The sequence below is a fragment of the Fictibacillus gelatini DSM 15865 genome (assembly GCF_000430745.1).
Classification (GTDB): Bacteria; Bacillota; Bacilli; order Bacillales; family Fictibacillaceae; genus Fictibacillus_A; species Fictibacillus_A gelatini.
Genome location: NZ_KE387233.1, coordinates 58,556 through 84,140, shown reverse-complemented (window position 1 = coordinate 84,140; position 25,585 = coordinate 58,556). Strand labels below are relative to the sequence as shown.

Below are 25,585 nucleotides of genomic sequence, written 5' to 3'. Positions count from 1 at the left end.
GTTTCTAACAAGGATTTTTTCAGGTGTACTATCCGCCAATCTTCAGGCTTTCTACAAGCTTTCTCTTATTCTAAGATTTCTCAAGCACCCAGCGATCTTTCCCGAACATCACCCGGGCAATCGTAAAGAATATGACGATACAAACAAGTGTGCTTCCGATCGTTAGCAGAACATTTTGCAGTGAATAAACACCGTAAATTAATTGCTTAATCAGCGCATAAATGTTTAAAAACGGAATGATGAAATGCATCGTCGTCATTTCGTTGACGGAAACCGTAATTAAAAAATAATAAGGAAGCATTCCAAGCAACATAAGAGGAGAAATGTAGTTTTGCGCTTCTTTCATCGTATTGGCAAACAAGCTGAAAATGACCTGGATGCTTGCGACTAAAAAAGCGAATAAAATAATTGCAATCAACAATGCTGCGATGAGCTTTCCGCCTCCGTGTTCTAGATCAAACACATTTGGCAGATTCGTCGTAAAAAATTTTATAAAGACAACTAATGTTACAGTTGAAAATATACCGGTAATGGCCCCCAGCACTGAAATCGTTAACCATTTTCCCGTAATTAAATGACTCCGTTTGACTGGTGTGATCAACAAAGCCTCCATCGTTTTCCGCTCTTTCTCTCCGGCAAACAAATCATTAGCCGCCGAAACACCGCCCATCATCACCCCGAGTACGATGATGATTTGCGCAAACAGAGAAACCAAATACATTCCGCCATCGTCATCTTTGGCCACATTTTTCACTTTCATTTGAAACGGGTTAAGCACTTTCGGATCAATATGCGCCGATTGGAGTTTTTCATTCACAATGGTTTGCTCGTGCATTGAAATTATATTTTTTACTGTTTCAACTGCTGCCGAGCTTTTTGAGCTTCCAGAATCTGAATAAATGGTTAACTCGGGAGAGCCTCCATTTTTTAGTTTTTGGTCAAAGTCACTTCCAACCTTAATGCCGACTTGCGCGTCTCCGTCCTTCACTGCTTCCATTGGATCAGAAAGTTCCTTAATTTTCGTATTTTTCATATCGTACAGCCACTTATAAATGGTAGATTGGCTATTTTGATTCACTGCAATTGTCATCGTGTCTTCTGATTTATTCAGCACTACACGATCAAATAGTAGCATTAGTCCTGCATTTAAAATAATCGGAATTAATACGCTTAAAACAATCGTTTTCCGATCCCGCAATGAATCGATCAATTCCTTTTTAAAAATTCCCCAGACCATCCGTTACGCTCCTTCCACTAATCGAGACATAAAGATATCATTCAAATCTTCGCTTTTCTCTTCGGCATATAGGTCTCTAAGCTTCCCATGATACACTAATTCACCTTTATGGATCATAATGACAGACTCGCAAAGGAGCTTCACTTCTTCCATGATGTGGCTTGAGAAGATAATCGTTTTTCCTTCTGTTCGAAGCTCATGGATCAGCTGGCGAAACATATTGGCTGATGTGATGTCTAATCCTGTTGTGGGCTCATCGAACAAAATCACTTCAGGATCATGAATTAGCGTTCGGGCTATCGCCACTTTTTGCCTCATTCCTTTTGAGAATCCTGCTACTCTTCGATCCAAGTATTCTTTCATTCCAAAACGGACGGACAATTGCTCCACTTTCCCTTTTGCCTCATGATTGTTGATTCCGTAAAGCTTTGCAAAATAGAGCAAGTTTTCTCTGGCTGTAAGCCGTTCATAAAGCCCTGTCTCACTGCCGAATAATACACCGATCTTCCGCTTAATTTTCATCGGATCTTTTAAAATATCTATACCGTCAATAAGGATAGACCCGCACGAAGGATGCAAGACCGTAGCAATCATTCGCAGCATTGTCGTTTTCCCCGCCCCATTTTCACCTAATAATCCAACAACTTCTCCTTTTTGGATGGAAAAAGAAACGTCATTTACTGCCGTTATCGTCTTTTTTTTGTCTTTGAACGCTTTTGTCAGATGTTCAACCTCGATCACGTTAACCCTTCCTTTCAAATTTTCATGTTTTGATAATCTATAAAATTATCGTCTTTCAATAGTTGTTGCCGTTTATTTAATTGTATCCTATTGGAAATGACGTGTAAATTCTTCCATCCCATCCTGTGAATTTCCTTTATGGTTCGAAATGCCATTTCTTGAGCAAATGACAGCAAAGTGCCCCCGGGAATATTGTTTCCCGGGGGCACTTTGTCAAGTAACCGGATCCCCTAGAGCGACTTATTGTTGGAGTGAAGGAGTGCGATAACGAGCATTGAAAAGTTAATCATTAATGAAATGGTTTCAAATACTGTCATGCCAATTCCCTCCTTTCCCCTAGTGTGTCCGCTCCAGAGTTTGTCCTATTCAAAATTTTATAAAATAATTTTTAAATTACGTTTTATTTAACTGTTGCTTTAACTCTTCGGCCAGTTTTTGCAATGCATCGCGGTGTTCACGTGCAAGAGCCAACTCTTCCTTTACAAGGGTAAGCTCTTCCATCACCGCATCATGCGTTTCGTTAATGATCTTTTCCTGGTTTTCCCCGGCGATTCTTGCGACATATCCCAGGACAGGCAATGCCACCCCTTGAAAGATGCTTTGTACAATATATTGAACCCATCCTACGAGAGTGTCCGGATGCTGGAAAAAAAGCGGTATAATCACAAGTGCAGCAACCACGTAAAAGCAGGCCATCGTTGAGAGCCAATAAGCCAATTTATCTCCAATACATGCGTTAATTCGCCTTATCATTTCCCTCACCTCATTACTTTTTATTAATAGATTATGAGATTCGCATAAGAAATGAATCGGACAAGTACGGATGTTTTAGTAAACAAAAGTTGTACACGCATTTTTTTGGCCAAACCCCCGGACAACGATAACCTTCCATGATTATACTATTTAGAAAGAGATGTGAATTGGCAGCATCTTTTGCTGTTTCGTCTATATAAACTGCCCTGCAGTTATGGAGGTTTTTAATAAAATGAATATAAATGAAATTTTACAGCGTGCGACAACCGATAAAGAATTTGCCGAGAAAATGAAAGCCATGGTGATTGAAAACGCCAAAAATAGGAACGAGGATCAGGAATGGTCGGAGGTTTTGAATTGCTTTCGTTCAAGCCCGGAAGATCTCGCCAGTTTAGGAGGCCCTGATAGTTCAGGAGATGGAAGGTTTACAGTGATAACAACCGCTGGAGTCGTTACAACTAGTGCGATAGTTACAACAGCTACAACAGTTACGGCGGTTACGATTACGACAACAGCTACTGTTCCATTCACAACAGCGGCAACGACAACAATTGGTCCATTTACGACGACCACGTATTAATTGAGGATGGAATAATGAATCCGCATTTATTATATGATCAGTTAGAAAAAAAGTGGAAAGGCCTTTGCAAGCAATACCTTCCCCTTCATCATGAAAATTCAATATGGAGACAAAACCGGCTGATTACACCGGAGGAACCCGATCAGGGATGGAAGCTCCATCTTTCCGCAACAGTCCTCTCAGCATGCCATCTATTTGAAAAAGTAGCCCCATTTTTATCAGATCTAGGCGTTCTTTTTAAAGCTCCCCATTCAATGTTAGAATTAAAAAGGTTAAACAGCGGTTTATATTATGGGTTTAATCAAGTAGGAAAGTTTCTCACCATTTATCCTCGAACGGATCAAGAAGCGGTTTGGCTTGCGAATGAGCTGCATATCATGACAAACTCATTTCCCGGCCCTGCCGTCCCATACGATATCCCATTTATAGAAGGCAGCCGGGTCCATTACCGGTATGGAGCATTTCGGAATATGGAAATGGAGGACATAGATGGCAACCTCATTCCCGCTTTACGAACTCCTGAAGGCCAATTTGTTCCCGACCTTCGCGGGCCCGGGGCAGCCGTTCCTTCATGGGTAAAAAATCCTTTTCAAAAAGAACCGAAAGAGAACCTACGAAGACCGTTAAGCCCGCTTCAAACGATGACGTTAGTATATGAAGCGATCTCGCAAAGGGGAAAAGGCGGAGTTTATCGCGCCCTTGATCTAAGTGTGAGCCCGGCCCGGCTTTGCATCTTAAAAGAGGGACGAAAATACGGCGAAACCGAATTTGATAACCGGGATGGCTACTGGAGAGTAAAGCATGAAACCGAAGTTCTTCAGTCCCTGGCTTATAACAGCGTAAATGTCCCTCAAGTATATACAACGTTCGAAGAAGGTGGTAATTACTATTTGGCGATGGAGGAAGTTGAAGGCACTAATCTTCAATCCTTGTTAGATGAGAAACTCCCCACTGAGAAAGCCCTTAATTACAGCATTCAATTAGCGAAACTGTTAGACGATATCCACTCCGCCGGATGGGTATGGAGGGACTGCAAACCAATGAATGTCATTGTAACGAAAGACCATTATCTTCGTCCCATCGATTTTGAAGGGGCTTGCCCGGTTGAATCACCGGACAGCTTGGAATGGGGAACACAAGGATATGTGCCCCCGGAATACGGAAGGCCTTTTGATGGGAAGTCTCAATTGCCAGAAGATCTGTATGCCCTCGGCGCTACGATGCACCAACTTTTTAGCGGGCAAATGCCGAAAGCTCCCCCTCTTGAGCCAATTGAAAAGCTTAATCCAGCAATCCCCTCTTTGGCCGGAGAAATTATAGCCGGTTTGCTTTCCGCTGACCCTCATTCCAGACCTTCAGCTCATACAGTATTTCGTCGATTAGAAACGATCACATCAACTTCTGCCCCCAATAAAGAAGACTATTTTTGACACTCCAAAATATAAAAACATAAAGCAGAGTCGACCGGACTTCGAATAAGGTCAACAGCTGACCAGCCATGATGAAAATAATGTAAAAACACGTGCCGCGAATTCATTCTCCATGATAAGGCTAGATCTGCATTCATTTTTTTCAGTTGCTGAAAATTGCTCGGCACGGGCACAAGGAGCAAGCCTTTTTCTTCATGTCTTGTTACATCCATATCGACAGGTACAAGGAAGCCTTCTGCATCTTTTTCCACTCGAATTAAATAAGGATGGTCATCATGTTTAATGTTCCTTCTATTGCGTTCATCCTTTATTCTCCACTCTACTAAAAAGCGATCAGAAGGCATCCCTTGATTCAAAGCATCATCCATTTCGCCATAACAATTTTCAATGTATGTCGAACAAACGGCGCCTAATTTGTGCAAATTCAAATGCCCATTGACAGTTTCCAGCGGATCATATGTCCAGACGATGCGTTCATATCCCTTTTCAATCGCAACTTCTTTTTGGCGGGTTTTAAGTTTTTCCCCAATGCCTAATTTTTGAAACTCGGGGTGAATGCCTAAAATGTGCGAACATAAGTAGACATTTTCCCCGTCAAAGCCAGGGAAACTATACTGAAATCCGATTAGCTCGCCACCCTCCGAAAAAGCGCCAATGACCATGCCGCCATTTTTAACAGCCGTCAGTGTCTGATGGCTAGGAGTCGATTCAGAAGAACTCCAGATGAGAGACTCTAATTCTCTTACTTTCTCAAGCTCTTTAACCGATTCAAGGGAACGAATCATAATGTTGTCTGCTCTGCCCATAAAAATACCCCCTCGTATTAATCGTTCTCTTATCATCCTTTCTACTTCAAATGGACAATCTCCTTTTTAACTGTTAGTTCATTGAGTGCTACTTCGTCGACATGAACACCCAGTCCCGGTTTTTCGCTTAAATGGACCAATGGAATTGAATAGTGCAAGTCCCCAATATCTTTAATGAATAAAAGCGGTCCTGTTAATTCCGTGCTCTCTATATTTTTTCTTGACATCGCCGCATGATAGCCGGCAGCTGAGCCGATGGACGATTCGACCATCGATCCGATCTGGCTGGTGATTCCTGCAAATTCTGCCTGTTTGGCCAAATGAATGGCCGGATAAATTCCGCCGCACTTCATCAATTTAATGTTGATTTTATCGGCGGCATTTTTCTTGATGATTTCAGTAAGATGGCCTCCGTGATGTATTGTTTCATCCGCCATAATCGGAATGACAGATTTCTTTTTTAGTTCAGCAAGTCCGTCAATGTCGCCCATTTTGATTGGCTGTTCCACCCACGAAATGTGAAGAGGCTCAAGCAACCGAATAGCCTGCACAGCAGTGGAATAGTTCACCCATCCCTGGTTCACATCGACGCGAATTTGCACGGCTTCTCCTACTGCCTCCCGGACGCTTCTTATCCGGTCAATATCTTTTAGGAAATTCGCTTCCCCTACTTTTAACTTTAGCGATTGATAACCGTCAGCTAACGCTTGTTTTGCCTTCTCTGCCATCACTTCCGGCTCCTCGATGCTTAACACTCTGGCATATGAAAGCTTTTCATGGAACTTTCCGCCGATCAAGTTGTATACGGGTTGTTTGGAGTATTTCCCCATCAAATCGTAGCAAGCAATATCAATCGCAGCTTTTGCAGCCGGATTGGCAGCGATTCGCTCGTCCATCACTTGATGGATTTTTTCAATTGCAAAAGGATTCTCTCCCATAACGGAAGGAAGCAATTGATGTTTTAACACTTCAAATGCGCTTAAAAACGATTCCCCTGTTACATGTTCATCAGGAACAGCCTCTCCGTACCCGACCACGCCGTCATCTGTTTCAAGTTTGACGATGATCGATGGCATATGCTCATATGTTCCATACGAAATAATAAAAGGCGATTTTAAAGGCAAATGAATACCAATAATTTCTGCTTTTATAATGTTCAATTTAATTCCTCCTCAAAATTTAACGTCAATCAAGCTAAATGTCGTTTATATGTCGTTAATTGCTTAGTTTTATATTAGACAGTAAATTCTAAAAAATCAAGCAGGAAACTAAATGGAGGTATATTCTTTTAGCTTCCCTGTAATATTGTAAAGAGCGCGTGGCCGTCCCTGATCATAAGGCTGCTCCTCTCCAGCAATCACCAGCAACTCTTGATCAAGAAAGCGTTTGATTAATCTTTCCGCAGAACGTCTGCTTATTTCAAAGTAACCCGCCAAATCCTGTGCCGAAAACGATCGGAATTGATGAACGCGGATAAATTCAATAAAACGGTTCAAATTTTTAGCGTTCATTTTAAGCTCTTCAGCTAACTTTTGAATGTTTTGATTTTCGTTTTTCAACACATACTGTTTTTCATTTTCAAACAGAGGTCCGATTAGCTTTTTATTTTCATCTAGAACAAAAATGGTTGTTTTTTCGGCACAATGCTTTTCTGCAAATTGTAGCGCTTGTGCTGCGTGGTTTTCGGCATCATTCATTGTATAACCGAAACCGATACCCATTTCGAGCGGACCTTTTATTTTTTCCTCAAGTGCCAGGATGAACTGTAAATTCCTATCGTTTTGCACTGCTTCTAGTGAGCCGCGATTTGTGTAAACGAGAAACGGTTGATAGTGCTCCATCGACACCCTTGCGTTTAGCCGTTTTCCAATCTCGTGTAAATGTTGCAGCAATTGAAGGCGAAACACTTGATCATTAGAAGTTGGATAATCACGTATTTTTATCGAAATAACGGCGATTTGCGATTCTTTCGTTTTGTTTAACTTCGCCAGTGTAACAGCTTTTTCCAATCCTTCTTTCAGTGATCGTTCCGGCTGAATCATATAGGTTGATGGGATTCCCAACTTTTGAAGCTCCTCATATACGGCATGAATGCTCGTCAAGGCAAACGCCGTTTTTTTCTCCTGATATAACGTTGTGTGAAAGCGGACAAATTCGGGTATATTTAATGGTTGGATGTCTTCCTCCATCTTATATATCCACGGATAGTCTTTTACGAAAAGCGGCCGGTCAGAAATTTCGGTTTCAGTTAAAACGTGGTGCAAAAGATCATGATTCGGCAAATCAATCGACATCTCTTTTAACGGAATTTTTTCGCGATACGAAACGGATAATAGCGACATGGTGACCATAAGCTCATTGAATGGGATGTAGGTTGCTTTTAACGGGTATTCGGCTCGTTTCTTTTGTCCGTAATAAAAGGCGATGATTCCGGAAAACAGTAAAAAGTCGACCTCTCTTCCTGCCTTCTCGATCAAGTGATTAATTTCTCGTGGGGATTCATAGGTATAGGAGACAAACGAAACCTCAGGAAATAAAGAATAATGTTTCGAAACCGCCTCGATAAAAAGATTTGACCCTAATACACCAACGACAATCATTTCTTTGCACCTCATAATGTTAAACTATTAATGATCTTTTTAGAATACTTTTTTTCTTATTTGCAAATTCATAGTAACATTTCTGTCAAGTAGTACAAAGTTTTTGTGCTCTTATGAAGGTGCCTAATGCCTTTGTGATTTCCCATAAATGATATGTCTTTTGTACTTAATGGTAAATACGATGTGATTCTTACATTTCCCAGTCGTACGTGCAAAACTATGAGTATCCTCCGTATGCTGATATTTAGGTTGGCGAGCCAGAAATATTCAGTTTCTCGGGGGAGTTTTTTCACTGAAAGCTTTTTGAAACCCTTAGTCTGAAGGGTTTTCTATTTCATAAATAATAGCCGCACTTTTTCGATGAAAATGCGGCTATATAATATCGCTTAATTGCCTGAAACCACTAATTCTTCCCAGAACTTCCGACCAGACAAAATGGCTTATTATCGGTAATTGTCGTGGATGGGTTGAAATAAATCTTCTTGTGCAAGGCGAACAACGGAAAAATGGTCAACATTGTAATGACCATGAAGGATTTTATTATGATGACTTATTATTTTTTCGGCCGGTAGTATAACAGAATCTGTCGTTGAATGTCCATCGCCTACTAAAGTAACATCAAAGTGATTGACTGTCGCCGTTCGAACCGCTGTGTCAATACATTGTTCCGTTTTACATCCCATGACAACAAGATGTTCAATCTTGTTATCCTTTAAAAAGCTCAATAGCGGCGTTCCGTAAAACGAATTTGTAGCCGCCTTATCAAATATTTTTGTTGCTTTCGGCACTTTTATTTTTGGATGAATTTGAAACCCCTCTCCTTTGCCGCCAGCAACATCTTGATCTCTTATAAAGACGATGAAAGCATCTGATTCAATCGCTTTATTAATGACCAAATTCACGTTATCCAGCAATAATTCTTTATTAAACACACTTTTCTCTTCATGATTCCCATCAACTAATTCTTGTTGGGCATCAATAATAAGCAACGCTTGTTTCAATAGAAAAACCTCTTTTCTATAAAATTTGTATTCTGTCCTCTAAACCTTTTTTCGAATTGATTGACCATACATATCGCCCCCTTTCATTTAATCAAAATTACCCGAAAGCCCGGCAGGAAAAAGGCATCCGGGGTTTGAAAACAGATACGACAAAATAAGGAGTGTAGGCGGAATTATGTCCAATAGAACCTGTCTCAAGGACAAAAATAAGCCCCTGAGATGAATTTATGTCCAATAGAACCTGTCTCAAGGACAAAAATGAGCCCCTAAGGTGAATTTATGTCCAATAGAATCCTCCTCAAGGACAAAAATGTGGCCCTGAGGTGAAATTATGTCCAATAGAATCTGTCTCAAGGACAAAAATGAGCCCCTGAGAGAAGCCACTGAAAAAGTTCCTTTTAATAAAAAACTAAAATTTTTGAAAAACCAAAACCCAAAAAAACAGTATTTTTCACTTAGGAAGTGGGGGATAGCATCGTGTTTACAATGCATTTCGCTTACCAAAGTGGGGATGTATTTTTTAGGAAAAAGCATTTTTGAAAATTTCTTGGACTTTTTCAGTGACCTCCCCCTGAGATGAAATTATGTCCAATAGAACCCGCCTCAAGGACAAAAATGAGGACCAAAGGGAAGCCACTGAAAAAGTTCCTTTTAATAAAAAACTAAAATTTTTGAAAAACCAAAACCCAAAAAAACAGTATTTTTCACTTAGGAAGTGGGGGATAGCATCATGTTTACAATGCATTTCGCTTACCAAAGTGGGGATGTATTTTTTAGGAAAAAGCATTTTTGAAAATTTCTTGGACTTTTTCAGTGGCCTCGACCAAAGGTGAAAATTTGTCCTAGAGAGCTCGTCATTATAACAGTAAGAAGATTGCCAAAACTGAAGGAAAACGTATTGAAAGACGGACAGCGATAACACCGTTCAACTTTGTAACGATTTATTTCGTCTTACAGCTTCCAATCCTTTCTTTCCATTTTTTCGCTCTTTCATCCATTTCTTTTACAAAAGCATCCTTCCCGGAAATATAGCTTTCAACATCATACGAATATTTTTTTGCCAAATTGCTTTTTAAATCTCCATAAGCAGCAGCTTCTTCAGGATGTGCAATCATATAATCGCGGAAGAGCAAATGCCGCTGGACCTCGGGATGGCCATGCTTGTAAATATGGACATGATGCGTTCGGTTGTTTCCGCCTTTTTGAAAATATCGTCTACCCGGTATTCCGTTTTCCCCTTTTGGCTCATATCCGATGTTTTTCATTAACGTATTGTACGAATCTACCTGCTCGATATTTTGAACCTCTATTAATAGATCGATAATTGGTTTCGCGCTCATTCCAGAGATAGATGTGCTCCCGATATGGTGGGCACGAATAAACTCCTCTTGAAAGACTCCATTGAGCAGTTCCGCCTCGATCTCAAACTTCTCTCTCCATTCCGGATTGTACGAAACAACTTCAACTTTACGTTTATTTGTCATTAACCTGCCCCTTTCCGACATAATCTCAGCCAATTTTGGATGTCCTTCTGCAAACTCTCTTCCACCCAGAACGTCATCGTTTCCTTGATCGATCGGTTTCGCGTTTTGATGTACTCGTTCCCAATGAAGTAACCGAGACGATTATAACCAAAATGCTTCCCGCCACTTAAGCGAAACCATTCACGTTCCTTTTCCATTGACCATTCTCCCAGGTCTTCTCGATTAGCCTCTCTTCGCTCCATTGGCAATAGCCATTAAAATAAGTTTGAAAGATTTCCGGATACTCTGCGTGGTACTGTTGCAATTCAACGATCGTAGCTGATTTATTAGAATGAAAAAGTTCCAAAAACGATTTCGTTGTATCGGTTATTTTCATCTTCAAACACCTCATATCATGAAGAGAAAATCATTTTTTTCAACATCTCCCACGAATAATAGTAAATATAAAAGTACTTCTGGTTAATTCTCCACGTTGTAACCGTTCTCCTTTAATTGGAGGATTTTTGCGTTTTTTCAAGAATTATTTTCTAAATGAATAAAAGAAAGAAGGTATTTTATGAGAAAACATGCGCTTGTTGTCGGCGGGACGGGAATGCTGCAAAAGGTTTGCCTCTGGCTGGAGAAAAAAGATTATCACGTATCAGTGATCGGACGAAGTAAAGACCGATTAGAAGCGTTAGCCGAAAAGGCAGGATGTCGTGAAAAGATAACACCGATTTCCGTTGACTATCATGATGGAGAAAAATTCAAGGCAGAATTAAATAAAACGATTGAGAAAAATGGCCCGGTAGATATTGCGGTTGCCTGGATCCATTCTACGGCGCCTGAAGGAATGAACATTCTTGAAACGACGATCTCCAGTCATGCCGCAAAAAAGTGGGAGCTGTTTCATATTAAAGGAAGCGCCGCAAGCCGCATCCCTAGAACTGATTTGTCAACTTCCCAAAATTGTGATTATCGTCAAATCATTCTCGGTTTCATTCTTGATGGGGATAGTTCACGCTGGCTAACGAATAACGAAATCGCAGAAGGCGTGATCAGAGCGATAAGCCGCAAAGAAAAGCTCCATATTGTCGGCGTGGTCGAACCGTGGGACAAGCGTCCATAAGGTTCGAAATTTAGAGTGTGGAGCTTCTCCACACTCTTAAACAGCTAAACTTAAAATCAATTGCTCTCCAATTCTCCCCATCTTTCTCCTGCCAGTATCTTGATATCCAACTTTTTCATATAGTTTTTGCGCCGGGATATTTCGTTTGTTAACGGCTAAAACGACCTCATTGCATCCGGGAAATTGTTCACTAATAAAACTCCTAAGAAGTTCAAGGCCTTTTTTCGCATATCCTTTGCCTTGCTCGGCGTGATTGATGGAAAATGCCGTTAATAGCATCGCTTGAGGATTGTATGTATACTCTCTTACTCTGCTGCTTGAATGGAGGACAAAAAAGCCAACCGGTTTATTTTCATTTACGATGACGACAGGGTGCTTCCCCTCCGCTTTTTCCAACGTTGAAGTCGGCATAGCCGTAAATTGTTCTTGTTCCTCCGGCAGTTTAAACGCTTTAAGCGACTCGAAATAGTCAGGTTTATAAAACTGCAACTCTACCATACAAAACCTCCATGTTATATATTTGGTGATATTATACACCAAAGAATATACGTTCGTAAAAATCAACTACTTGCCTCCCATTTCAGAAATCAATTGCCATGCCATATAAAGCGCCACTCCCCATATAATAAGTGCCGAAAGTTTATTCATGACTCGCAACACGATGCCGTTTTGATCGATTTTCCCTAGCATTCTTCCCGCAATGGCCAGCCCGAAAAACCAGACCCAGGAAACAATGATCGTGGCAAGCGTGTACAACGCTTTTTCATATCCCGCATATTGTAGCGAGTTCGTGCCGATGACTCCTATGGTGTCCAAAATCGCATGCGGGTTCAGCAAGGAGACTGATGCCGCGAAAATGATTTGTTTTTTTGGCGGTAACCCCGCCTCCGTCCCCGAATCCGTTCCTTCAGAAGAACTGCGCCAAATCGCAAGCCCCATGTACAGAAGAAAAATAAATCCGACCGCGAATAAAACCATTTTCAGCCAATCAACCGTTAAGACGACGACGGAAACCCCGAATACGGCTAAAAGGATAAGCAGCGTGTCACAAATCGAAGCTGTAACGACAACCGGCAAAGCTAAAAAGAATTTACGCTGTCTTGCTCCCTGATTAAAGACAAATACGTTTTGAACACCGAGCGGCAAAATTAAGCCAAACGCTAAAATCATTCCATGTATAAAAGCTTCCATTCTCTCTCCCCCTTCTTCACCCATTCTAAGTCCTGAAAATAAAATAGTCTCCAACCAATTGGATGGATTTTCAACCAACCAAGTTATAGAATAAGGAAAAGGATGTGGTGCTCTATGATGTTGAATTGGAAACCTGATAAACATTCATCCATACCCCTGCATAAGCAAATTGTTGATTACATGAAAGAAAAAATTATGATGGGCGAATGGACGGTTGGATGCAAAATCCCCACACAGCGCAAACTAGCGGCCGCCTTTAATGTCAATCGGAGCACCGTCGTGACGGCGCTGGAAGAATTAAAAGCGGAAGGGTTAATTGAAGGAAGGAGCGGCGGCGGGACGAAAGTCATCAACAATACATGGAGCCTCATGACTCTGGCACCGCCACCCAATTGGAACGCCTATGTCGAAGCCGGGATCCATCCGCCGAATTTGCCGACCATCCAGGAAATCAACCGCGCCGAGTTTGACCCGGCATTCATTCGTTTAGGAACAGGAGAGCTCGCCCCTGAATTGATTCCTGTGGCATTCATGGGGCAAATCATCGGGCAATCGTATAATCGCCTGCCGCAGCTCGGCTACGAGGAGCCAAAAGGATCCATCCGTCTCAGGGAACAGCTTAGCTCTTATTTGAGAGCAAAAGGGATCTATGCTTCCCCTTCATCGATTCTCATCGTCTCCGGCGCCCTGCAGGCATTGCAGCTGATCAGCCTCGGCATCCTGCATAAAGGCTCAACCATTTTGCTAGAAAAACCTTCTTATTTGAACTCGCTTCATGTTTTTCAATCCGCCGGGATGAACTTAGAGGGGGTTCCGATGGATGAGGACGGGATTAAGGCAAGCCTCATCCCTCACTATAAAAAATCGCATGCAGGGGCGCTCCTTTACACCATACCGTCCTTTCATAATCCGACCGGCGCCGTTATGTCACTAGAAAGAAGAATGCAACTTTTGGAAGTATGCCGGAACGAACAGCTTCCGATCATTGAAGATGATGTATATGGGGACTTATGGCTGGATGAAAAAGGGCCAGAGCCGTTAAAGGCTTCTGACCAAAGCGGTTCAGTTTTATATTTAGGAAGCTTAAGCAAAACAGTGAGCCCCGGGTTAAGAATTGGCTGGGTCGTAGGTCCGGAAGCAGTCATTAGCCGTTTGGCGGATATAAAAATGCAAACGGATTACGGCTCGAGCTCCCTCTCCCAATGGGTGGCGGCCGAATGGTTTTCTACCGGTTTATATGAAGAACACCTTACGCAAGTGCGCGAACAGTTAAAGGAGCGCCGGCAAATCGCATTACAGACATTAAACCGCCACTTTTCGGAAATAGCGGAATGGAATGAACCAAAAGGCGGATTTTATATATGGCTGCGCATCTTGCCGAAAATAAACACACGTGAACTATTTAAAAAAGCAATGGAACACGGAATTTTGCTCAATCCGGGCAATGTATACGATGTTCATGCCAGCCAATTTTTAAGAATATCGTATTCGTATGCTTCCGCTTCTGATTTAGAAAAAGGGCTGCAACTATTGTCAACCATCATAAAAAAACGGTAAAAGCCTGGGATTACCCAAGCTTTTTATTTTCCTTTTGTACAGTAAGTAACTGCACGTATTCAATTAAACTTTTGACGATCACGTCAATGCGGGCGATCGTTCCTTCATCTTCAATTTCTTTCGACTCGTTAAAGCAAATTGGATCGGCAACAAATTGTTCCGGGATAACGAGACCGTAGACGCCGCGAATGACAGTTCTTAAATTACTTAGCGCATTGATTCCGCCTTTGCCTCCCCCAGCGGCTGCAGCAATAGCGACCGGTTTTTTGGAAAAATGATCCCCTCCAAGAAAATCGAAGGCGTTTTTTAACGCACCGCTCATTCCGCTATGATACTCAGGGGTACAGATAAAGAAGCCGTCCGCTTCCTTCGCTTCATCCGAGAGCTTTTTAACGACAGGGTGTTCACGTTGCGACTCCTCTCCGTTATACAAGGGAAGCTGATCTGTTCCACAGTCAAAATAGGAAATTTCAATGTTATGCTGTTGCAAAAGTTCCTTTGCCTTCAACGCTAACCCTCTTGTTCTTGAAACCGCACGTGGCCCTCCGTTAATGACCATGATCTTCATCATTCATCATCTCCTACTGGTTAAAGTCATCACCTTTATCTTATCAATTTCACCCTAAAAAACATACTATGTAGCCTTTTATAATAAAAAAAACGATTCTTCCCTTTACGGAAAAATCGATATAAGCAGCCGTTTAGTTATCAATTCTTTGATCAAAAAGCTTCGCGGCATTTAAATAGCCATGTCCTTGAACGTTCTTATCGACCCCGAGATCTTCACAAACGCCAGTCAACCGGTCTTTTACTTCATCTGGCGTGAGATCGGGTTCCTTCTGAAGCAATAATGCAATGACGCCTGCACATAATGGCGTTGCCATTGATGTTCCGGATAAAGAAGTATAGTATTGATTGACTTGACTGTCAGGTTCCGAACAATCAATGGTAGATCCAGGTGATCGGAGAGAAATGATATTGACACCTGGAACGACAAGATCAGGTTTTACCTCCCCGTCTACTGTTGGCCCCCGGCTTGAAAAGGAAGCAACCGCATCATCGGAACGGCCAATGGTATTCGCATCATCAAGAGCCCCAACCGTAATCACTTTCGGGCTTATTCCGGGGCTTGAAATCGTTCGTTCGGCAGGCCCTTCATTGCCCGCCGCCACAACAACTACAATCCCGTTATCCCACGCCGACTCAACAGCTTTTACGAGCGGATCCTCCTTTGCTGGGACTGTAGCCTGTCCACCAAGCGACATCGATATAATATTGATGGTCGGCCGATTTGAGATGCACCAATCAATCCCTGCAATAATCGTAGAAATACGGCCAGATCCATTTTTATCTAAAACTTTTACACCGATAAGATTGGCCTCGTAGGCAGGCCCTTTATATTTTTCTTGTGATGAACAGCCATTTCCTGCGGCACAGCCGGCACAATGGGTGCCATGTCCGTTATCATCATATGGAGTTTTTTTATGATTGATGAAATCTTTAAACCCTACAATGCGGTCTAATGGAAGTGTCAAATCATGATGCGGATAAATGCCAGTATCTACAATCGCAATCGTAATTCCTTTACCTGTGTACCCATCTTCCTGAAGCTCTGGCACGCCTAAAGCAGGGGAAGCGACATCCAACAGCGCGTGCACCTTTCGATCATGATAAATCTTTTTCACACAAAACGCTTCATTTGTTAATAGTTTTTCGATCAATTTTCCATTCAGTCTTGCAGAGCAGCTTGACATATTTTCAAATTCGTGGCGTACCCGGCAGCGAAAGTGCTTTTTGATTTTGTTTTTTACTTCTGTTTTTCCTAAAATCGTCAACTCCTCTTTTTCATCGAACTCGATGATGACGGGGTACGTTTTCACACTTTTTAATAGATTTTCAATAGAACGATGGATAAAACGGGGAACCCATTTAAATGGCCGGTAAAAATCGATAAACTGTTTTCTTAAATGATCATCCAGCTTATGCCTCATTCGTCTTGCCATTTGAATTAATGAAAAGTGAAACAATCCTATCAACTCCTTTTTTATCGGTTTCTACAGTTTATGGGTTGATAGGTTAATAGAAACGGTGATTGACTATGCCCTTACTAAAAAAGTTTTTCTTTATTCTGAAAGTGACAAGCCGATGCGCTTTATATCGGATAAGTGGACGATTGTCGCAAAAAGTCGGGACGTTCATATAGCCCAAATCTACCCAAATTGGGTAAACGTCCAGACTCACCCAAGACAAATACATATACTGTAGCGTAGTCAAGTAAAGTTATTCAAAGTATTCAGAAGGAGGAAAGATATAGTATGTACGCGAATGCACCTTTATATGGAGGACCAGTAGGTTATGGGGGATTAGGTTACGGCGGGTTTGGTTATGGTTACGGTAGAGGAGGAATTGGCGGATTTGCATTAATCGTAGTACTCTTCATCCTCTTAATCATCATCGGATGTTCTTGCTGGTGCGTGAACTGGGGAGGATGTGCAGTTGACGGTACCGAGTCCAGCTGCTAATACTAATCCTGGACAGATCAATTAAGGTTTAAGCTGTTAGCTTAAACCTTTTTTGCTTACATAATTTTATTCATGCTGTTATTTTAGTCAGACTGCGTCTATACTTTTAGGTAGGAGGAGAACTATGATTCGTACACTTGCTGTAACAACAGATCATGAAATATTGACCGATGTTCCGCTGAATTCTCTTGATGATGAACGCATTGCGTGGTATTGGGTTGATTTTCATCAATCCAATGAGAAAGAAGCTTTACTGTTAAAGAGCCATTTCCATTTTCATCCTTTAGCAATTGAAGATTGTCTCCACTTTCTTCAACGGCCGAAAGTTGAATACTATGGCAATCATAATTTTCTTGTCATTCACTCTATACATCCCGAAACGCTCGAACTTCGCGAAGTGGATGTCTTTATTGGAGAAAATTATGTCGTATCGTTTCATTTTGACGATTTATCCGAGATCAATGCAGCATGGGACTTTTTTTCGCATGATCCCAACCCGGTTGAAACAAGTCCAATGGAAGTCGTTTATAAAATCATGGACAAATTAGTCGATACGTACTTCCCGATCGTTCATGACATTGAAGACCGGCTTGATGAAATCGAAAAAAAATCAAAAAACCAATCATTAGATGCGTTAATCAAAGAAGTGTTTGAAATTAGAAGCGACTTGTTGCAATTAAGGCATTCCGTCGTCCCAATGAGGGATTTACTCTATCGGATATTAGAGTCAAAACGCTTTATCATTCAAGATGAAAAACGGGCGTACTTCCAGGATATATATGACCATCTGATTAAATTAGCCGATATGGTGGATTCAAACAGAGAGGTAACCGCCGATTTTCGGGACAGTTATATATCGCTGACGTCTTACCGGATGAATAGCATTATGAAAACGTTAACGGTCATTACGACTATTTTTATGCCGCTCACGTTCATTGCCGGCGTTTACGGCATGAATTTCAAAAATATGCCGGAATTGAACTGGCATTATGGTTACTTTATCATCCTGGGGGTCATGCTCATCATCGGCTTTTTGATGTATGCATGGTTTAAGGCAAAAGGATGGTTCGGCAAAGATTAATATGATGTTTAGCAAAAAGCCATGAGGTGCTTGATCTCCTCATGGCTTCTTGCTGCCAATTTGATGTTCTGTCCGCCAATTCAGGTGCTCTATCCGCCATTTCAGATGCTCTATCCGCCAATTCAGGTGCTCTATCCGCCATTTCAGCTGCTCTATCCGCCATTTCAGGCGCTCTATCCGCCATTTCGGGCGCTCTATCCGCCATTTCAGGTGCTCTATCCGCCAATTCAGGTGCTCTATCCGCCATTTCGGGTAGCTTATTTTACTCGTCGGTTGGGCGGTCAATCGTCAGCCCTTCGACATGCCGTTTGTTCATGAGCTTCGCTTTCTTCCGATTTTCTTTCGTTTCAAAAACGATGCTCATATCATAATTGTCCGGGTACAATTCTTTGCTTTCAATCTGAAGCTTTAACCGTTTTTTATGGACGATCAGCTTCTTCCCTTTGATCAAAACGCCTAATTCCCCTTTTTGGTTTTCGGGTTCACAGATGATGCCGCCTGTTTTTAAACTCGGCACATAGACCCGGTCCCCTATGGCAAAGGAAGTTTCGTCTTGCTTCTTTTGAGGCTTCTTTTTCCGAACTGGGGCTGCCTTTTTTATGGCGTCCTCCCTCACTTGTTGCAGATTACCTGTTCGAATGGGAAGTTGACGCGGCGTTTCAGTTGGATAGCCCTTCACTTCTTTATACGTTATTTCGTGGGCACGCTCGATAATTTTTGATTCCATCCCAAGCTTTAAGGCAATTGAAAAGGCCTGGCTTTGCCCGGCTTTTCCGATGATTAATCGATACGTCGGCCGCAGCGTTTCTACGTCAAATTCCATTGATCCATTTTCAAACCCTGGCGTATTTTTGGCAAATTCTTTCATTTCGCTATAATGAGTCGTTGCCAAAATGATGGCGCCACTGCGGTAAAGTTCCTCTAAAATGGAGATCGCAAGCCCCATTCCTTCTGCCGGATCAGTTCCCGCCCCTAGCTCATCCATAATGACTAACGTATTCGGTCCCGCTTCATCTATTATCGAAATGACGTTGGTCATGTGGGCCGAAAAGGTGCTCAAGGACTGTTCAATGCTCTGCAAATCGCCGATGTCGACAAGAACCGATGAAAACACATTGAATTCGCTTCCTTTGCTTGCGGGAACATGCAATCCAGACTGTACCATCAATGCAAGAAGTCCGACCGTTTTAATGGCGACTGTCTTTCCTCCGGTGTTCGGCCCCGTAATGATGAGCGCCTGATAGTCTTTCCCTAATGAGAAATCCAGCGGCACGGCTTTCTCCACTAATAAAGGATGTTTGCCAGCCCGGATTTCAATTTTGTGTTGATGGTTGAGGGTTACCGGGTTCGCATGGATGGCCCTGCTATATTTCCCCTTTGCGAAAATAAAATCATAATGGACCATCGCTTCCATCGTGATCGTAAGTTCCCGATGATAAGTCGCAACCATAGCTGTCAGCCCGCTTAATATCTTTTCTACTTCGATTTCCTCTTCCGCTTTTAACATATTTAATTCCGTTTGCAGCTTTCTCACTTCCTGCGGTTCCATATATACAGTCGCCCCACTTGAGGACCGATCGAGAATATGTCCGTCTATGTTGCGCTTATATTCATTTTTTACCGGGATGACGTAACGCCCGTCTCTCATCGAGATGAGCGGTTCTTGCATCATATTGCGATAAGAAGATGATTTTAAAATACTCTCAAGCTTTGATTTAATCCGTTCTTCAACGATCCCCGCTTTTTTCCGGATTTTAGAGAGCGACTTGCTTGCATTATCGTCCACCTGTCCATTCCGGATGCATTTATGAATCTCCTCTTTGACCTCAGGAAGAGGGAACATCGAATAAGCATATGATGATACATTCGGGGCAAGAAACGCTTTATCTTTCATAAACCGTTGCAGCCGCTCCACATTTTCAAGCAAATCAAAAATGAAAGACAACTGTTCAGGTGAAAGGCTGATTCCCTTTTCGGCAAGTTTGAGCACATGCTCCATTCCGTTCAAATTGGCGATCGGCACACTTGAGCTTTTTTCAATAATCGCTTTTGCTTCTGACGTTTCATTCAGCCATGTTTCGATGACCGAAAGATCCGTGTGCGGCACTAACTTTTCAATTTTTTGTTTTGTCATTTCATTTTGCGCGAAACTCTTTAAATGTTCAATCACTTTATCAAATTCAAGCATCTTTAATGTATGTTCGTTCAATGTGGTCTCCTCCTCAGTTTGATCGTGTTTGATTGATGTTCAATGACATTGAATCATCTGGACATACTATCCCCTCCCTCTTTCAACAGAGGCCAGGGCATACAATGCAAAAAGGGCAAAGATGAACATCGTCATCCCTGCCCGAAAGACCACACTTTCCCTGAAAAATCCGCCTCTTTTAAAGCAATAAAAAAACGCACTCCAAGAGCACGGTTTCATCAAGAGAAATCAATAATGATGGCTTTGTATGCTGACCGCTGTTCTTAACTAGTTGGTGTAACAAAAAGCGCATGACAAACAAACCCGAAAAACGACGGTTTTTTGCACGGAAATGAATGATCCTTGACTTTTTGTTACTGCTATCCAATTCGGTTAGTTAAGAACGACAACGCTCACAAACACACCATCCTTTCATTTTTTACCATTATATGCTAAGAATGCATTTACGTCAACTGTCGATTGAAAATAAACAAATGAGACCCCGGCCATTCACCAACCTGGGTCTCATTTCATACTATAATTGAACATCCGCCCATATCGTCAAAAGCGGTTGATCAAAAAAGAAAAAAAGGTGACATTTTTTTTAAATTATTTGCAGGAATTCTTGTTTTATAGTCGAATTCATAAAGCATATTCTTCTGTACAGATTGCCCTTAACGATTCCAGGGCCGTTCTACAATTCTTTCCTGTCGCATATATACAATACAATCCTTGTTTCCCTAGCAACAAACTTACACTTAACAAACTTTTCGCATTCATCTTCATTTGTTTATATTCGATATAAATTTGGCATTGGTCAAATTCATTCGCCGCTTTGACAATTTCTCGCAATTTTTTTGCATTCATTTTGTTGAATACAAGAAAATAGGTCTTCATTCGTGCGACACTCCTTCGATTTTCTATTGTTAGTCTAGCAACTCCAGTTTAAGGGCATAGTAAATATGAGTAATTTTATAAACTGTCGTCATCGCTTACACAACTAACATTTTTATGCTGGAAGTTCCATAATATGATTGTTTTTTTGAAAATCTTTTAAAGGAGGTTTTGTAACATGCCATTTTATGTAGCGTGTGATTATGATAAGCCTGATTTAACTTCTTATCGTGGCATTGTACTGATCGACACGGATACGAACGAAGTCGTAAAGCGTTTCTACTCCGGGAACTTTGATGAAGATTACCGCACGTACCAGGTATGGTTATATGAAAACGAACCCTTCTTTTTCGAAAATGAAAGTGTAACTGCTTTTATAAACAAATACCACGGCAGCAATGAAATGAGCCAATGGTAAAAAGGCGGGCTCCCCCCGCCTTTTATCCTTTTTGCATTTCCTCTACTTTCTCCCTCACTTTTTTAATGTTTGCCATCTTATGATCCCAGCATTTTTGACTGAGGTCGACGGGATATTCTTCTGGATGGAGATAGCGTTTGTATTCATCCCAGAGAAGTGCCAGGTTGTCGTTTGCATACTGCTGGATTTCGTGAATCTCAGGCAATTCATAAACTAATTCGCCATTGACATAGATGTCTTTATGCAGCTCTTTCGCTTCAAAATTCGTTACGAATTTACTAATGTACGTATGGATCGGATGGAACATTTTTAACTTTTCTTCCTTTTGCGGGTCTTCATCTTCAAGCGTAATATAGTCCCCTTCTGAGCGATGATTGATCAAATTGATGATCCGGTAAATTTTCTTTTGACCCGGTGTCGTCACTTTTTCTGGATTAGAAGAAAGCTTAATCGTGTCAATCATGTTTCCATCCTCGTCTTCAATTGCCGCCAATTTATAGACTGCACCAAGTGCAGGTTGATCGTATGCAGTGATAAGTTTTGTGCCGATTCCCCAGCTATCGATTTTAGCTCCCTGGGATTTTAAGTTCATAATCGTCGTTTCATCGAGATCGCTTGATGCAATAATTTTTGCTTTTGTGAAACCGGCTTCATCGAGCATTTTCCTGGCGGCTTTTGAAAGATACGCAAGGTCTCCGCTATCTAAGCGAATGCCGATAAAATTAATTTTATCGCCTAACTCTTTCGCCACGCGAATAGCGTTTGGAACACCTGAACGGAGCGTATCATACGTATCCACTAAAAATACGCAGTCTTTATGCCGCTCGGCGTACTTATGAAACGCGGTATACTCATCTTGATACGCCTGGACCATCGCATGGGCATGCGTTCCTGAAACTGGAATACCGAATTTTTTACCAGCCCTTACATTGCTCGTTGCATCGAATCCGCCGATAAAAGCGGCCCTCGCACCCCAGATGGCGGCATCAAATTCATGGGCCCTCCGTGTTCCAAATTCCATGACGACTTCATCCTTGGCAACATGCTTAATCCTGGAAGCTTTTGTTGCAATCAGCGTCTGGTAGTTGACAATATTAAGAAGAGCTGTCTCAATGAGCTGCGCTTCTGCGAGAGGAGCCTCTATCCGGAGAATGGGCTCATTGTTAAAAACAAGTTCTCCTTCTTGCATTCCCCGCACATTGCCCGTGAACTTCAACGCCTTTAAGTAAGCGAGATAGTCTTCTTTAAACCCTAGATCGCGCAAATAGTTAATGTCGCTTTCACTGAAGCGAAATCCATTCAAATATTCGATAATCCGCTCGAGCCCGGCAAACACCGCGTACCCGTTCCCAAACGGAAGCTTTCTAAAATAAAGGTCGAATACAGCTTTCCGGTTGTGAAAATTATCCGCCCAGTAAGTTTCCGCCATATTAATTTGATAAAGATCCGTATGAAGTGCATAACTGTCATCATTGTATTTATGATTCATGTCTATCATCCTCCAATGATTCTCTCCCCTAGTATTTAACTACCGCCCGGTAAATTTTCCTGCCTTTACGTGTAGATGGATGCGATCGGTTCGCTATCAGTAAACCGGTAAAGCTTCGATGGCCGGTATGAATTCCGTCTTGTCGTCTTTGGATTTCCTTCACGGTCTACCGCAAGTTCAATAAACGGCAACGTCGGCGTTTTTCTAAAAAAGATCGATTTTTCTTTTATATACGGCTCATCACTAACGGTTAACAGCACGTCCCTTAATTCGGATAATGTAAATTCTTCAGGCAAAAAGCCTTTCGCGATCGTCGTTTGAACCATGTCTTTTTTAATCATCTCAATCGCATCATGGATCACTTCTCTGTGATCAAAAGCTAGTTCTAATTGAAAAACCTCTTCCAATGTAAATAAATTGACATCGTTTGCATCATCAGCTGCTTTTCTTTTTCCAAGGAAATCTTCCGTTACAATCGCATAGTGCGCATTCGTAATGATCCATCCGCGCGGATCGCGGCCGGGTTTGTCATAAACACCGTAATGCTTTAAATGAATTTGGTCAATTCCGGTTTCTTCCGAAAGTTCGCGAATGGCCGCCTCATATGCTGTTTCATCCGGCTGGACAAAACCGCCGGGCAATGCCCACTTACCGCCTTCAATATTTGGCTCCCCTTCACTATTCAGCTCAGAACGCTGAATCAGCATCAATTTCAACGTTCGCTTTGGCGGAGCTTTTCCTTCCTCTTTCACGGGCTCAGTTACAATCGTAAACACCGCAATATCGCTTGTATACCCATCAGGTGTTACATATTTACTGGAATCATAATGCTTTAATGCTTCTTCATTCTTTGTCATTTCGATCACCTAATTAGCAATTTGTTAATTAATAATTACATTATACATTCATCTTTTTTAATTTGCAACAGTTTTCATAAAAAACACTCACCGGTATACCGATGAGCGTGTTGAACATGATTATTTTTGGCCTCTCGTTTTTAGTTGGTCGGCAGCATTTGAGATGGGTTCAGCAAATGTGCCTTTCGGGATTCCCTTATTATGATTTTGTTTATCATGCTGTTTAATTGTTTTTTCATTATTGTTGCCTGGCATTATATAACACCTCCTGCTATTTACGGTAACCAGTATCCATAAAAAAAGCCCTGGAAGATTTATCCTCCAGGGCGATATGATTTTCTAAGCAGAGCTTCATAAATAGCGGTTATAATTTTTCCGTATTTTGCTGTTTCAAATGTGTCTCCCAAAAATAAATTTGGATTGTTTTCCGGTTCAAGAACAGGAGAATGTTTTTTATTCGTCAATAAAACAATGCCTAACTGATATTCAACATCGATAATGGTTAGTGTTCCCGTCCATCCAGTATGTCCGATCGCTTTCGGGCTGGCAAAGCTTCCAAACATCCATACCATGCCTGAATCACCATTTCGCCTCCATCCAAGCCCAAAGGTTGGATCATGGGAAGGGGCAATAAACGTGTTGATCGTTTGTTGATCAAATAATTTCACATCGCCATACCCGCCGCCGTTTAACATTACTTGAAGCAGGACAGCTAAATCATTTGCAGTAGAAAAAAGGCCGGCGTGACCCGAAACGCCTCCCATGGAATAAAACGCTTTCTCATCGTGAACTTCCCCTTGAAGCGTATCTGTTCGGATGTTAGGAAAATGGACGATGCCGTCTCGCGTGTTTCCCAACAGCTCGGTTGCGGCGAATTCATTTTGTTTGAATCTTTTTTGAAGCGGATTAAATACAGTTCGTTTAAGTCCTAAAGGTTTGTAAATTTCATTTTCTACATAGTGATCAAGCCGCTTGTCAGTTATCTTTTCAATAATATATCCTAACAGCATATAATCGACATCACTATATAGATGCAGTGAGCCCGGCTTATACTGTAGAGGCGTTTGACATAGCATTGTTAATGTTCTCTCGCGGTCTTGAGAATAGAGACTGCCTGCCTTTTTCGGGTCATAATACCCCGGGTCGGCGGGAAAGCCTGCGCAATGCGTCAGGAGATCAACTATTCTTATCACATTTTTGCCTTTTATATCGTCCGATGGTTGGTCTTTAAACTCTGGAATGAAATCCTGCACACGCGCATTTAAGTCAACCTTTCCAATGCTTGAGAGATGCTGCAAGGCGAAATTAAGAGCATACATTTTCGTATTCGAGGCCAGGTCAAACATCGTGTCTTTTTCCATTGTAAACGGATGCTCTAACTTGCTCAGCCCTTCATACTTCTTTTTATATCCGTAGGCCGAATGTTTCACCACTTTTGCATCTTTCACAACGAGAAGAACGGCACCCGGAAACCCGGCCTGAACATCACATTCAATCAAGCTATCAACTTTTCGTAATCTTTCCGCTGAGAATCCCGCTTCTTCCGGATCTCCCGCATTCGTTAGGACCGGATATGTTTTCATTTCTTAACTCCTATACTATTCCGTAATAATATTTCGCTGAAGCTTTTCAATGATTTTTAAACAAT

28 protein-coding genes are annotated in these 25,585 nt (G+C 41.7%); 7 read left to right on the top strand and 21 right to left on the bottom strand.

The window, feature by feature from the left end:
* Nucleotides 1-70 precede the first annotated feature (70 nt).
* From H538_RS0121475 to H538_RS0121455, 4 genes are all read right to left on the bottom strand, one after another.
* Nucleotides 71-1,237, bottom strand: a complete 1,167-nt coding sequence (locus tag H538_RS0121475) for an ABC transporter permease (protein WP_026679332.1) — start codon at nucleotides 1,235-1,237, stop codon at nucleotides 71-73.
* A 3-nt stretch (nucleotides 1,238-1,240) separates the two neighbouring features.
* Nucleotides 1,241-1,978 carry an ATP-binding cassette domain-containing protein gene (locus tag H538_RS0121470; protein ID WP_026679331.1) on the bottom strand — a complete coding sequence of 246 codons (738 nt, stop codon included), beginning with the start codon at nucleotides 1,976-1,978 and terminating at the stop codon, nucleotides 1,241-1,243.
* Nucleotides 1,979-2,208: 230 nt separating this feature from the next.
* The gene (locus H538_RS27195; RefSeq protein ID WP_407636419.1) at nucleotides 2,209-2,295 is read right to left on the bottom strand and encodes a putative holin-like toxin; all 87 of its coding nucleotides are present in this window, start codon (nucleotides 2,293-2,295) and stop codon (nucleotides 2,209-2,211) included.
* Nucleotides 2,296-2,371: 76 nt separating this feature from the next.
* On the bottom strand, nucleotides 2,372-2,731 hold the full coding sequence (locus H538_RS0121455; protein ID WP_051291618.1) for a hypothetical protein: 360 nt from the start codon (nucleotides 2,729-2,731) through the stop codon (nucleotides 2,372-2,374).
* A gap of 232 nt (nucleotides 2,732-2,963) precedes the next feature.
* On the opposite strand from H538_RS0121455, the gene H538_RS0121450 reads away from it, so the two are divergent.
* Both H538_RS0121450 and H538_RS0121445 read left to right on the top strand, forming a co-directional pair.
* Nucleotides 2,964-3,311: a hypothetical protein gene (locus H538_RS0121450; protein WP_026679328.1), complete on the top strand. Its 348-nt coding sequence runs from the start codon at nucleotides 2,964-2,966 to the stop codon at nucleotides 3,309-3,311.
* 14 nt (nucleotides 3,312-3,325) lie between these two features.
* On the top strand, nucleotides 3,326-4,741 hold the full coding sequence (locus H538_RS0121445; RefSeq protein ID WP_026679327.1) for a class III lanthionine synthetase LanKC N-terminal domain-containing protein: 1,416 nt from the start codon (nucleotides 3,326-3,328) through the stop codon (nucleotides 4,739-4,741).
* Here the strand turns inward: H538_RS0121445 and H538_RS0121440 are convergent.
* The 6 genes from H538_RS0121440 to H538_RS24745 form a co-directional block, all read right to left on the bottom strand.
* Nucleotides 4,732-5,547: a GNAT family N-acetyltransferase gene (locus tag H538_RS0121440; protein WP_026679326.1), complete on the bottom strand. Its 816-nt coding sequence runs from the start codon at nucleotides 5,545-5,547 to the stop codon at nucleotides 4,732-4,734. The two genes, H538_RS0121445 and H538_RS0121440, sit on opposite strands and share 10 nt — an antisense overlap.
* A 41-nt stretch (nucleotides 5,548-5,588) precedes the next feature.
* Entirely contained in the window at nucleotides 5,589-6,707 is a 1,119-nt protein-coding gene (locus H538_RS0121435; protein WP_026679325.1) for a mandelate racemase/muconate lactonizing enzyme family protein, read from the bottom strand.
* 108 nt (nucleotides 6,708-6,815) lie between these two features.
* On the bottom strand, nucleotides 6,816-8,147 hold the full coding sequence (locus H538_RS0121430; RefSeq protein ID WP_026679324.1) for a hypothetical protein: 1,332 nt from the start codon (nucleotides 8,145-8,147) through the stop codon (nucleotides 6,816-6,818).
* 443 nt (nucleotides 8,148-8,590) lie between these two features.
* Nucleotides 8,591-9,148: an isochorismatase family protein gene (locus H538_RS0121425; protein WP_026679323.1), complete on the bottom strand. Its 558-nt coding sequence runs from the start codon at nucleotides 9,146-9,148 to the stop codon at nucleotides 8,591-8,593.
* A 941-nt stretch (nucleotides 9,149-10,089) separates the two neighbouring features.
* Nucleotides 10,090-10,632: a GrpB family protein gene (locus H538_RS0121410; protein ID WP_026679320.1), complete on the bottom strand. Its 543-nt coding sequence runs from the start codon at nucleotides 10,630-10,632 to the stop codon at nucleotides 10,090-10,092.
* Nucleotides 10,632-10,829, bottom strand: a complete 198-nt coding sequence (locus tag H538_RS24745) for a hypothetical protein (protein ID WP_051291617.1) — start codon at nucleotides 10,827-10,829, stop codon at nucleotides 10,632-10,634. Before H538_RS24745 ends, H538_RS0121410 begins: the two co-directional genes overlap by 1 nt.
* 359 nt (nucleotides 10,830-11,188) lie before the next feature.
* Here H538_RS24745 and H538_RS0121400 point away from each other — a divergent pair, with 359 nt between their 5' ends.
* Entirely contained in the window at nucleotides 11,189-11,740 is a 552-nt protein-coding gene (locus tag H538_RS0121400; protein WP_035351910.1) for a short-chain dehydrogenase, read from the top strand.
* 36 nt (nucleotides 11,741-11,776) lie between these two features.
* Here H538_RS0121400 and H538_RS0121395 read toward each other — a convergent pair whose 3' ends face one another.
* A complete protein-coding gene (locus H538_RS0121395; protein WP_026679318.1) occupies nucleotides 11,777-12,238 on the bottom strand; it encodes a GNAT family N-acetyltransferase in 462 nt (153 codons plus the stop codon).
* A 66-nt stretch (nucleotides 12,239-12,304) separates the two neighbouring features.
* A complete protein-coding gene (locus H538_RS0121390) occupies nucleotides 12,305-12,931 on the bottom strand; it encodes a LysE/ArgO family amino acid transporter (RefSeq protein WP_026679317.1) in 627 nt (208 codons plus the stop codon).
* 114 nt (nucleotides 12,932-13,045) lie between these two features.
* Here H538_RS0121390 and H538_RS0121385 point away from each other — a divergent pair, with 114 nt between their 5' ends.
* Nucleotides 13,046-14,488: an aminotransferase-like domain-containing protein gene (locus tag H538_RS0121385; RefSeq protein WP_035351907.1), complete on the top strand. Its 1,443-nt coding sequence runs from the start codon at nucleotides 13,046-13,048 to the stop codon at nucleotides 14,486-14,488.
* Nucleotides 14,489-14,498: 10 nt separating this feature from the next.
* Here H538_RS0121385 and H538_RS0121380 read toward each other — a convergent pair whose 3' ends face one another.
* Together H538_RS0121380 and H538_RS0121375 are read right to left on the bottom strand one after the other, a co-directional pair.
* Nucleotides 14,499-15,056: an NADPH-dependent FMN reductase gene (locus H538_RS0121380; protein ID WP_026679315.1), complete on the bottom strand. Its 558-nt coding sequence runs from the start codon at nucleotides 15,054-15,056 to the stop codon at nucleotides 14,499-14,501.
* A gap of 133 nt (nucleotides 15,057-15,189) precedes the next feature.
* Nucleotides 15,190-16,515: a S8 family peptidase gene (locus H538_RS0121375; protein ID WP_026679314.1), complete on the bottom strand. Its 1,326-nt coding sequence runs from the start codon at nucleotides 16,513-16,515 to the stop codon at nucleotides 15,190-15,192.
* A 288-nt stretch (nucleotides 16,516-16,803) separates the two neighbouring features.
* On the opposite strand from H538_RS0121375, the gene yjcZ reads away from it, so the two are divergent.
* Nucleotides 16,804-17,010 (top strand): sporulation protein YjcZ, encoded by a 207-nt coding sequence (gene yjcZ / locus H538_RS0121370; RefSeq protein WP_026679313.1) that lies wholly within the window; start codon nucleotides 16,804-16,806, stop codon nucleotides 17,008-17,010.
* Nucleotides 17,011-17,134: 124 nt separating this feature from the next.
* A complete protein-coding gene (gene corA, locus H538_RS0121365) occupies nucleotides 17,135-18,091 on the top strand; it encodes a magnesium/cobalt transporter CorA (protein WP_026679312.1) in 957 nt (318 codons plus the stop codon).
* On the opposite strand, the gene H538_RS0121360 is transcribed toward corA, so the two are convergent.
* The 3 genes from H538_RS0121360 to H538_RS0121350 form a co-directional block, all read right to left on the bottom strand.
* On the bottom strand, nucleotides 18,060-18,338 hold the full coding sequence (locus tag H538_RS0121360) for a hypothetical protein (protein WP_026679311.1): 279 nt from the start codon (nucleotides 18,336-18,338) through the stop codon (nucleotides 18,060-18,062). The two genes, corA and H538_RS0121360, sit on opposite strands and share 32 nt — an antisense overlap.
* 15 nt (nucleotides 18,339-18,353) lie before the next feature.
* Entirely contained in the window at nucleotides 18,354-20,300 is a 1,947-nt protein-coding gene (locus tag H538_RS0121355) for an endonuclease MutS2 (protein WP_026679310.1), read from the bottom strand.
* A gap of 621 nt (nucleotides 20,301-20,921) precedes the next feature.
* On the bottom strand, nucleotides 20,922-21,176 hold the full coding sequence (locus tag H538_RS0121350) for an HPr family phosphocarrier protein (protein ID WP_026679309.1): 255 nt from the start codon (nucleotides 21,174-21,176) through the stop codon (nucleotides 20,922-20,924).
* Nucleotides 21,177-21,351: 175 nt separating this feature from the next.
* Here H538_RS0121350 and H538_RS0121345 point away from each other — a divergent pair, with 175 nt between their 5' ends.
* Nucleotides 21,352-21,591: a hypothetical protein gene (locus H538_RS0121345; RefSeq protein ID WP_026679308.1), complete on the top strand. Its 240-nt coding sequence runs from the start codon at nucleotides 21,352-21,354 to the stop codon at nucleotides 21,589-21,591.
* 22 nt (nucleotides 21,592-21,613) lie between these two features.
* On the opposite strand, the gene H538_RS0121340 is transcribed toward H538_RS0121345, so the two are convergent.
* From H538_RS0121340 to pbp4b, 4 genes are all read right to left on the bottom strand, one after another.
* Nucleotides 21,614-23,080 (bottom strand): nicotinate phosphoribosyltransferase, encoded by a 1,467-nt coding sequence (locus H538_RS0121340; RefSeq protein ID WP_026679307.1) that lies wholly within the window; start codon nucleotides 23,078-23,080, stop codon nucleotides 21,614-21,616.
* Nucleotides 23,081-23,145: 65 nt separating this feature from the next.
* A complete protein-coding gene (locus H538_RS0121335; protein WP_026679306.1) occupies nucleotides 23,146-23,937 on the bottom strand; it encodes an NUDIX domain-containing protein in 792 nt (263 codons plus the stop codon).
* Between the two features lie 120 nt (nucleotides 23,938-24,057).
* Nucleotides 24,058-24,192, bottom strand: coding sequence for a hypothetical protein (locus H538_RS27010; RefSeq protein WP_281172211.1), 135 nt, complete (start codon nucleotides 24,190-24,192; stop codon nucleotides 24,058-24,060).
* Between the two features lie 59 nt (nucleotides 24,193-24,251).
* Complete coding sequence (pbp4b, locus tag H538_RS0121325; protein ID WP_081412769.1) at nucleotides 24,252-25,520, bottom strand: penicillin binding protein PBP4B; 1,269 nt, start codon at nucleotides 25,518-25,520, stop codon at nucleotides 24,252-24,254.
* Between the last annotated feature and the right edge of the window lie 65 nt (nucleotides 25,521-25,585).

Excerpts from the sequence above, each read along its gene's own strand:
- H538_RS0121475 (WP_026679332.1), bottom strand. The coding sequence starts at position 1,237 with ATGGTCTGGGGAATTTTTAAAAAGGAATTGATCGATTCATTGCGGGAT.
- H538_RS27195 (WP_407636419.1), bottom strand. The coding sequence starts at position 2,295 with ATGACAGTATTTGAAACCATTTCATTAATGATTAACTTTTCAATGCTC.
- H538_RS0121455 (WP_051291618.1), bottom strand. The coding sequence starts at position 2,731 with ATGATAAGGCGAATTAACGCATGTATTGGAGATAAATTGGCTTATTGG.
- H538_RS0121450 (WP_026679328.1), top strand. The coding sequence starts at position 2,964 with ATGAATATAAATGAAATTTTACAGCGTGCGACAACCGATAAAGAATTT.
- H538_RS0121445 (WP_026679327.1), top strand. The coding sequence starts at position 3,326 with ATGAATCCGCATTTATTATATGATCAGTTAGAAAAAAAGTGGAAAGGC.
- H538_RS0121440 (WP_026679326.1), bottom strand. The coding sequence starts at position 5,547 with ATGGGCAGAGCAGACAACATTATGATTCGTTCCCTTGAATCGGTTAAA.
- H538_RS0121430 (WP_026679324.1), bottom strand. The coding sequence starts at position 8,147 with ATGATTGTCGTTGGTGTATTAGGGTCAAATCTTTTTATCGAGGCGGTT.
- H538_RS0121410 (WP_026679320.1), bottom strand. The coding sequence starts at position 10,632 with ATGACAAATAAACGTAAAGTTGAAGTTGTTTCGTACAATCCGGAATGG.
- H538_RS24745 (WP_051291617.1), bottom strand. The coding sequence starts at position 10,829 with ATGGAAAAGGAACGTGAATGGTTTCGCTTAAGTGGCGGGAAGCATTTT.
- H538_RS0121400 (WP_035351910.1), top strand. The coding sequence starts at position 11,189 with ATGAGAAAACATGCGCTTGTTGTCGGCGGGACGGGAATGCTGCAAAAG.
- H538_RS0121395 (WP_026679318.1), bottom strand. The coding sequence starts at position 12,238 with ATGGTAGAGTTGCAGTTTTATAAACCTGACTATTTCGAGTCGCTTAAA.
- H538_RS0121390 (WP_026679317.1), bottom strand. The coding sequence starts at position 12,931 with ATGGAAGCTTTTATACATGGAATGATTTTAGCGTTTGGCTTAATTTTG.
- H538_RS0121385 (WP_035351907.1), top strand. The coding sequence starts at position 13,046 with ATGATGTTGAATTGGAAACCTGATAAACATTCATCCATACCCCTGCAT.
- H538_RS0121380 (WP_026679315.1), bottom strand. The coding sequence starts at position 15,056 with ATGAAGATCATGGTCATTAACGGAGGGCCACGTGCGGTTTCAAGAACA.
- yjcZ (WP_026679313.1), top strand. The coding sequence starts at position 16,804 with ATGTACGCGAATGCACCTTTATATGGAGGACCAGTAGGTTATGGGGGA.
- corA (WP_026679312.1), top strand. The coding sequence starts at position 17,135 with ATGATTCGTACACTTGCTGTAACAACAGATCATGAAATATTGACCGAT.
- H538_RS0121360 (WP_026679311.1), bottom strand. The coding sequence starts at position 18,338 with ATGGCGGATAGAGCACCTGAATTGGCGGATAGAGCACCTGAAATGGCG.
- H538_RS0121350 (WP_026679309.1), bottom strand. The coding sequence starts at position 21,176 with ATGAAGACCTATTTTCTTGTATTCAACAAAATGAATGCAAAAAAATTG.
- H538_RS0121345 (WP_026679308.1), top strand. The coding sequence starts at position 21,352 with ATGCCATTTTATGTAGCGTGTGATTATGATAAGCCTGATTTAACTTCT.
- H538_RS0121340 (WP_026679307.1), bottom strand. The coding sequence starts at position 23,080 with ATGAATCATAAATACAATGATGACAGTTATGCACTTCATACGGATCTT.
- H538_RS0121335 (WP_026679306.1), bottom strand. The coding sequence starts at position 23,937 with ATGACAAAGAATGAAGAAGCATTAAAGCATTATGATTCCAGTAAATAT.
- H538_RS27010 (WP_281172211.1), bottom strand. The coding sequence starts at position 24,192 with ATGCCAGGCAACAATAATGAAAAAACAATTAAACAGCATGATAAACAA.
- pbp4b (WP_081412769.1), bottom strand. The coding sequence starts at position 25,520 with ATGAAAACATATCCGGTCCTAACGAATGCGGGAGATCCGGAAGAAGCG.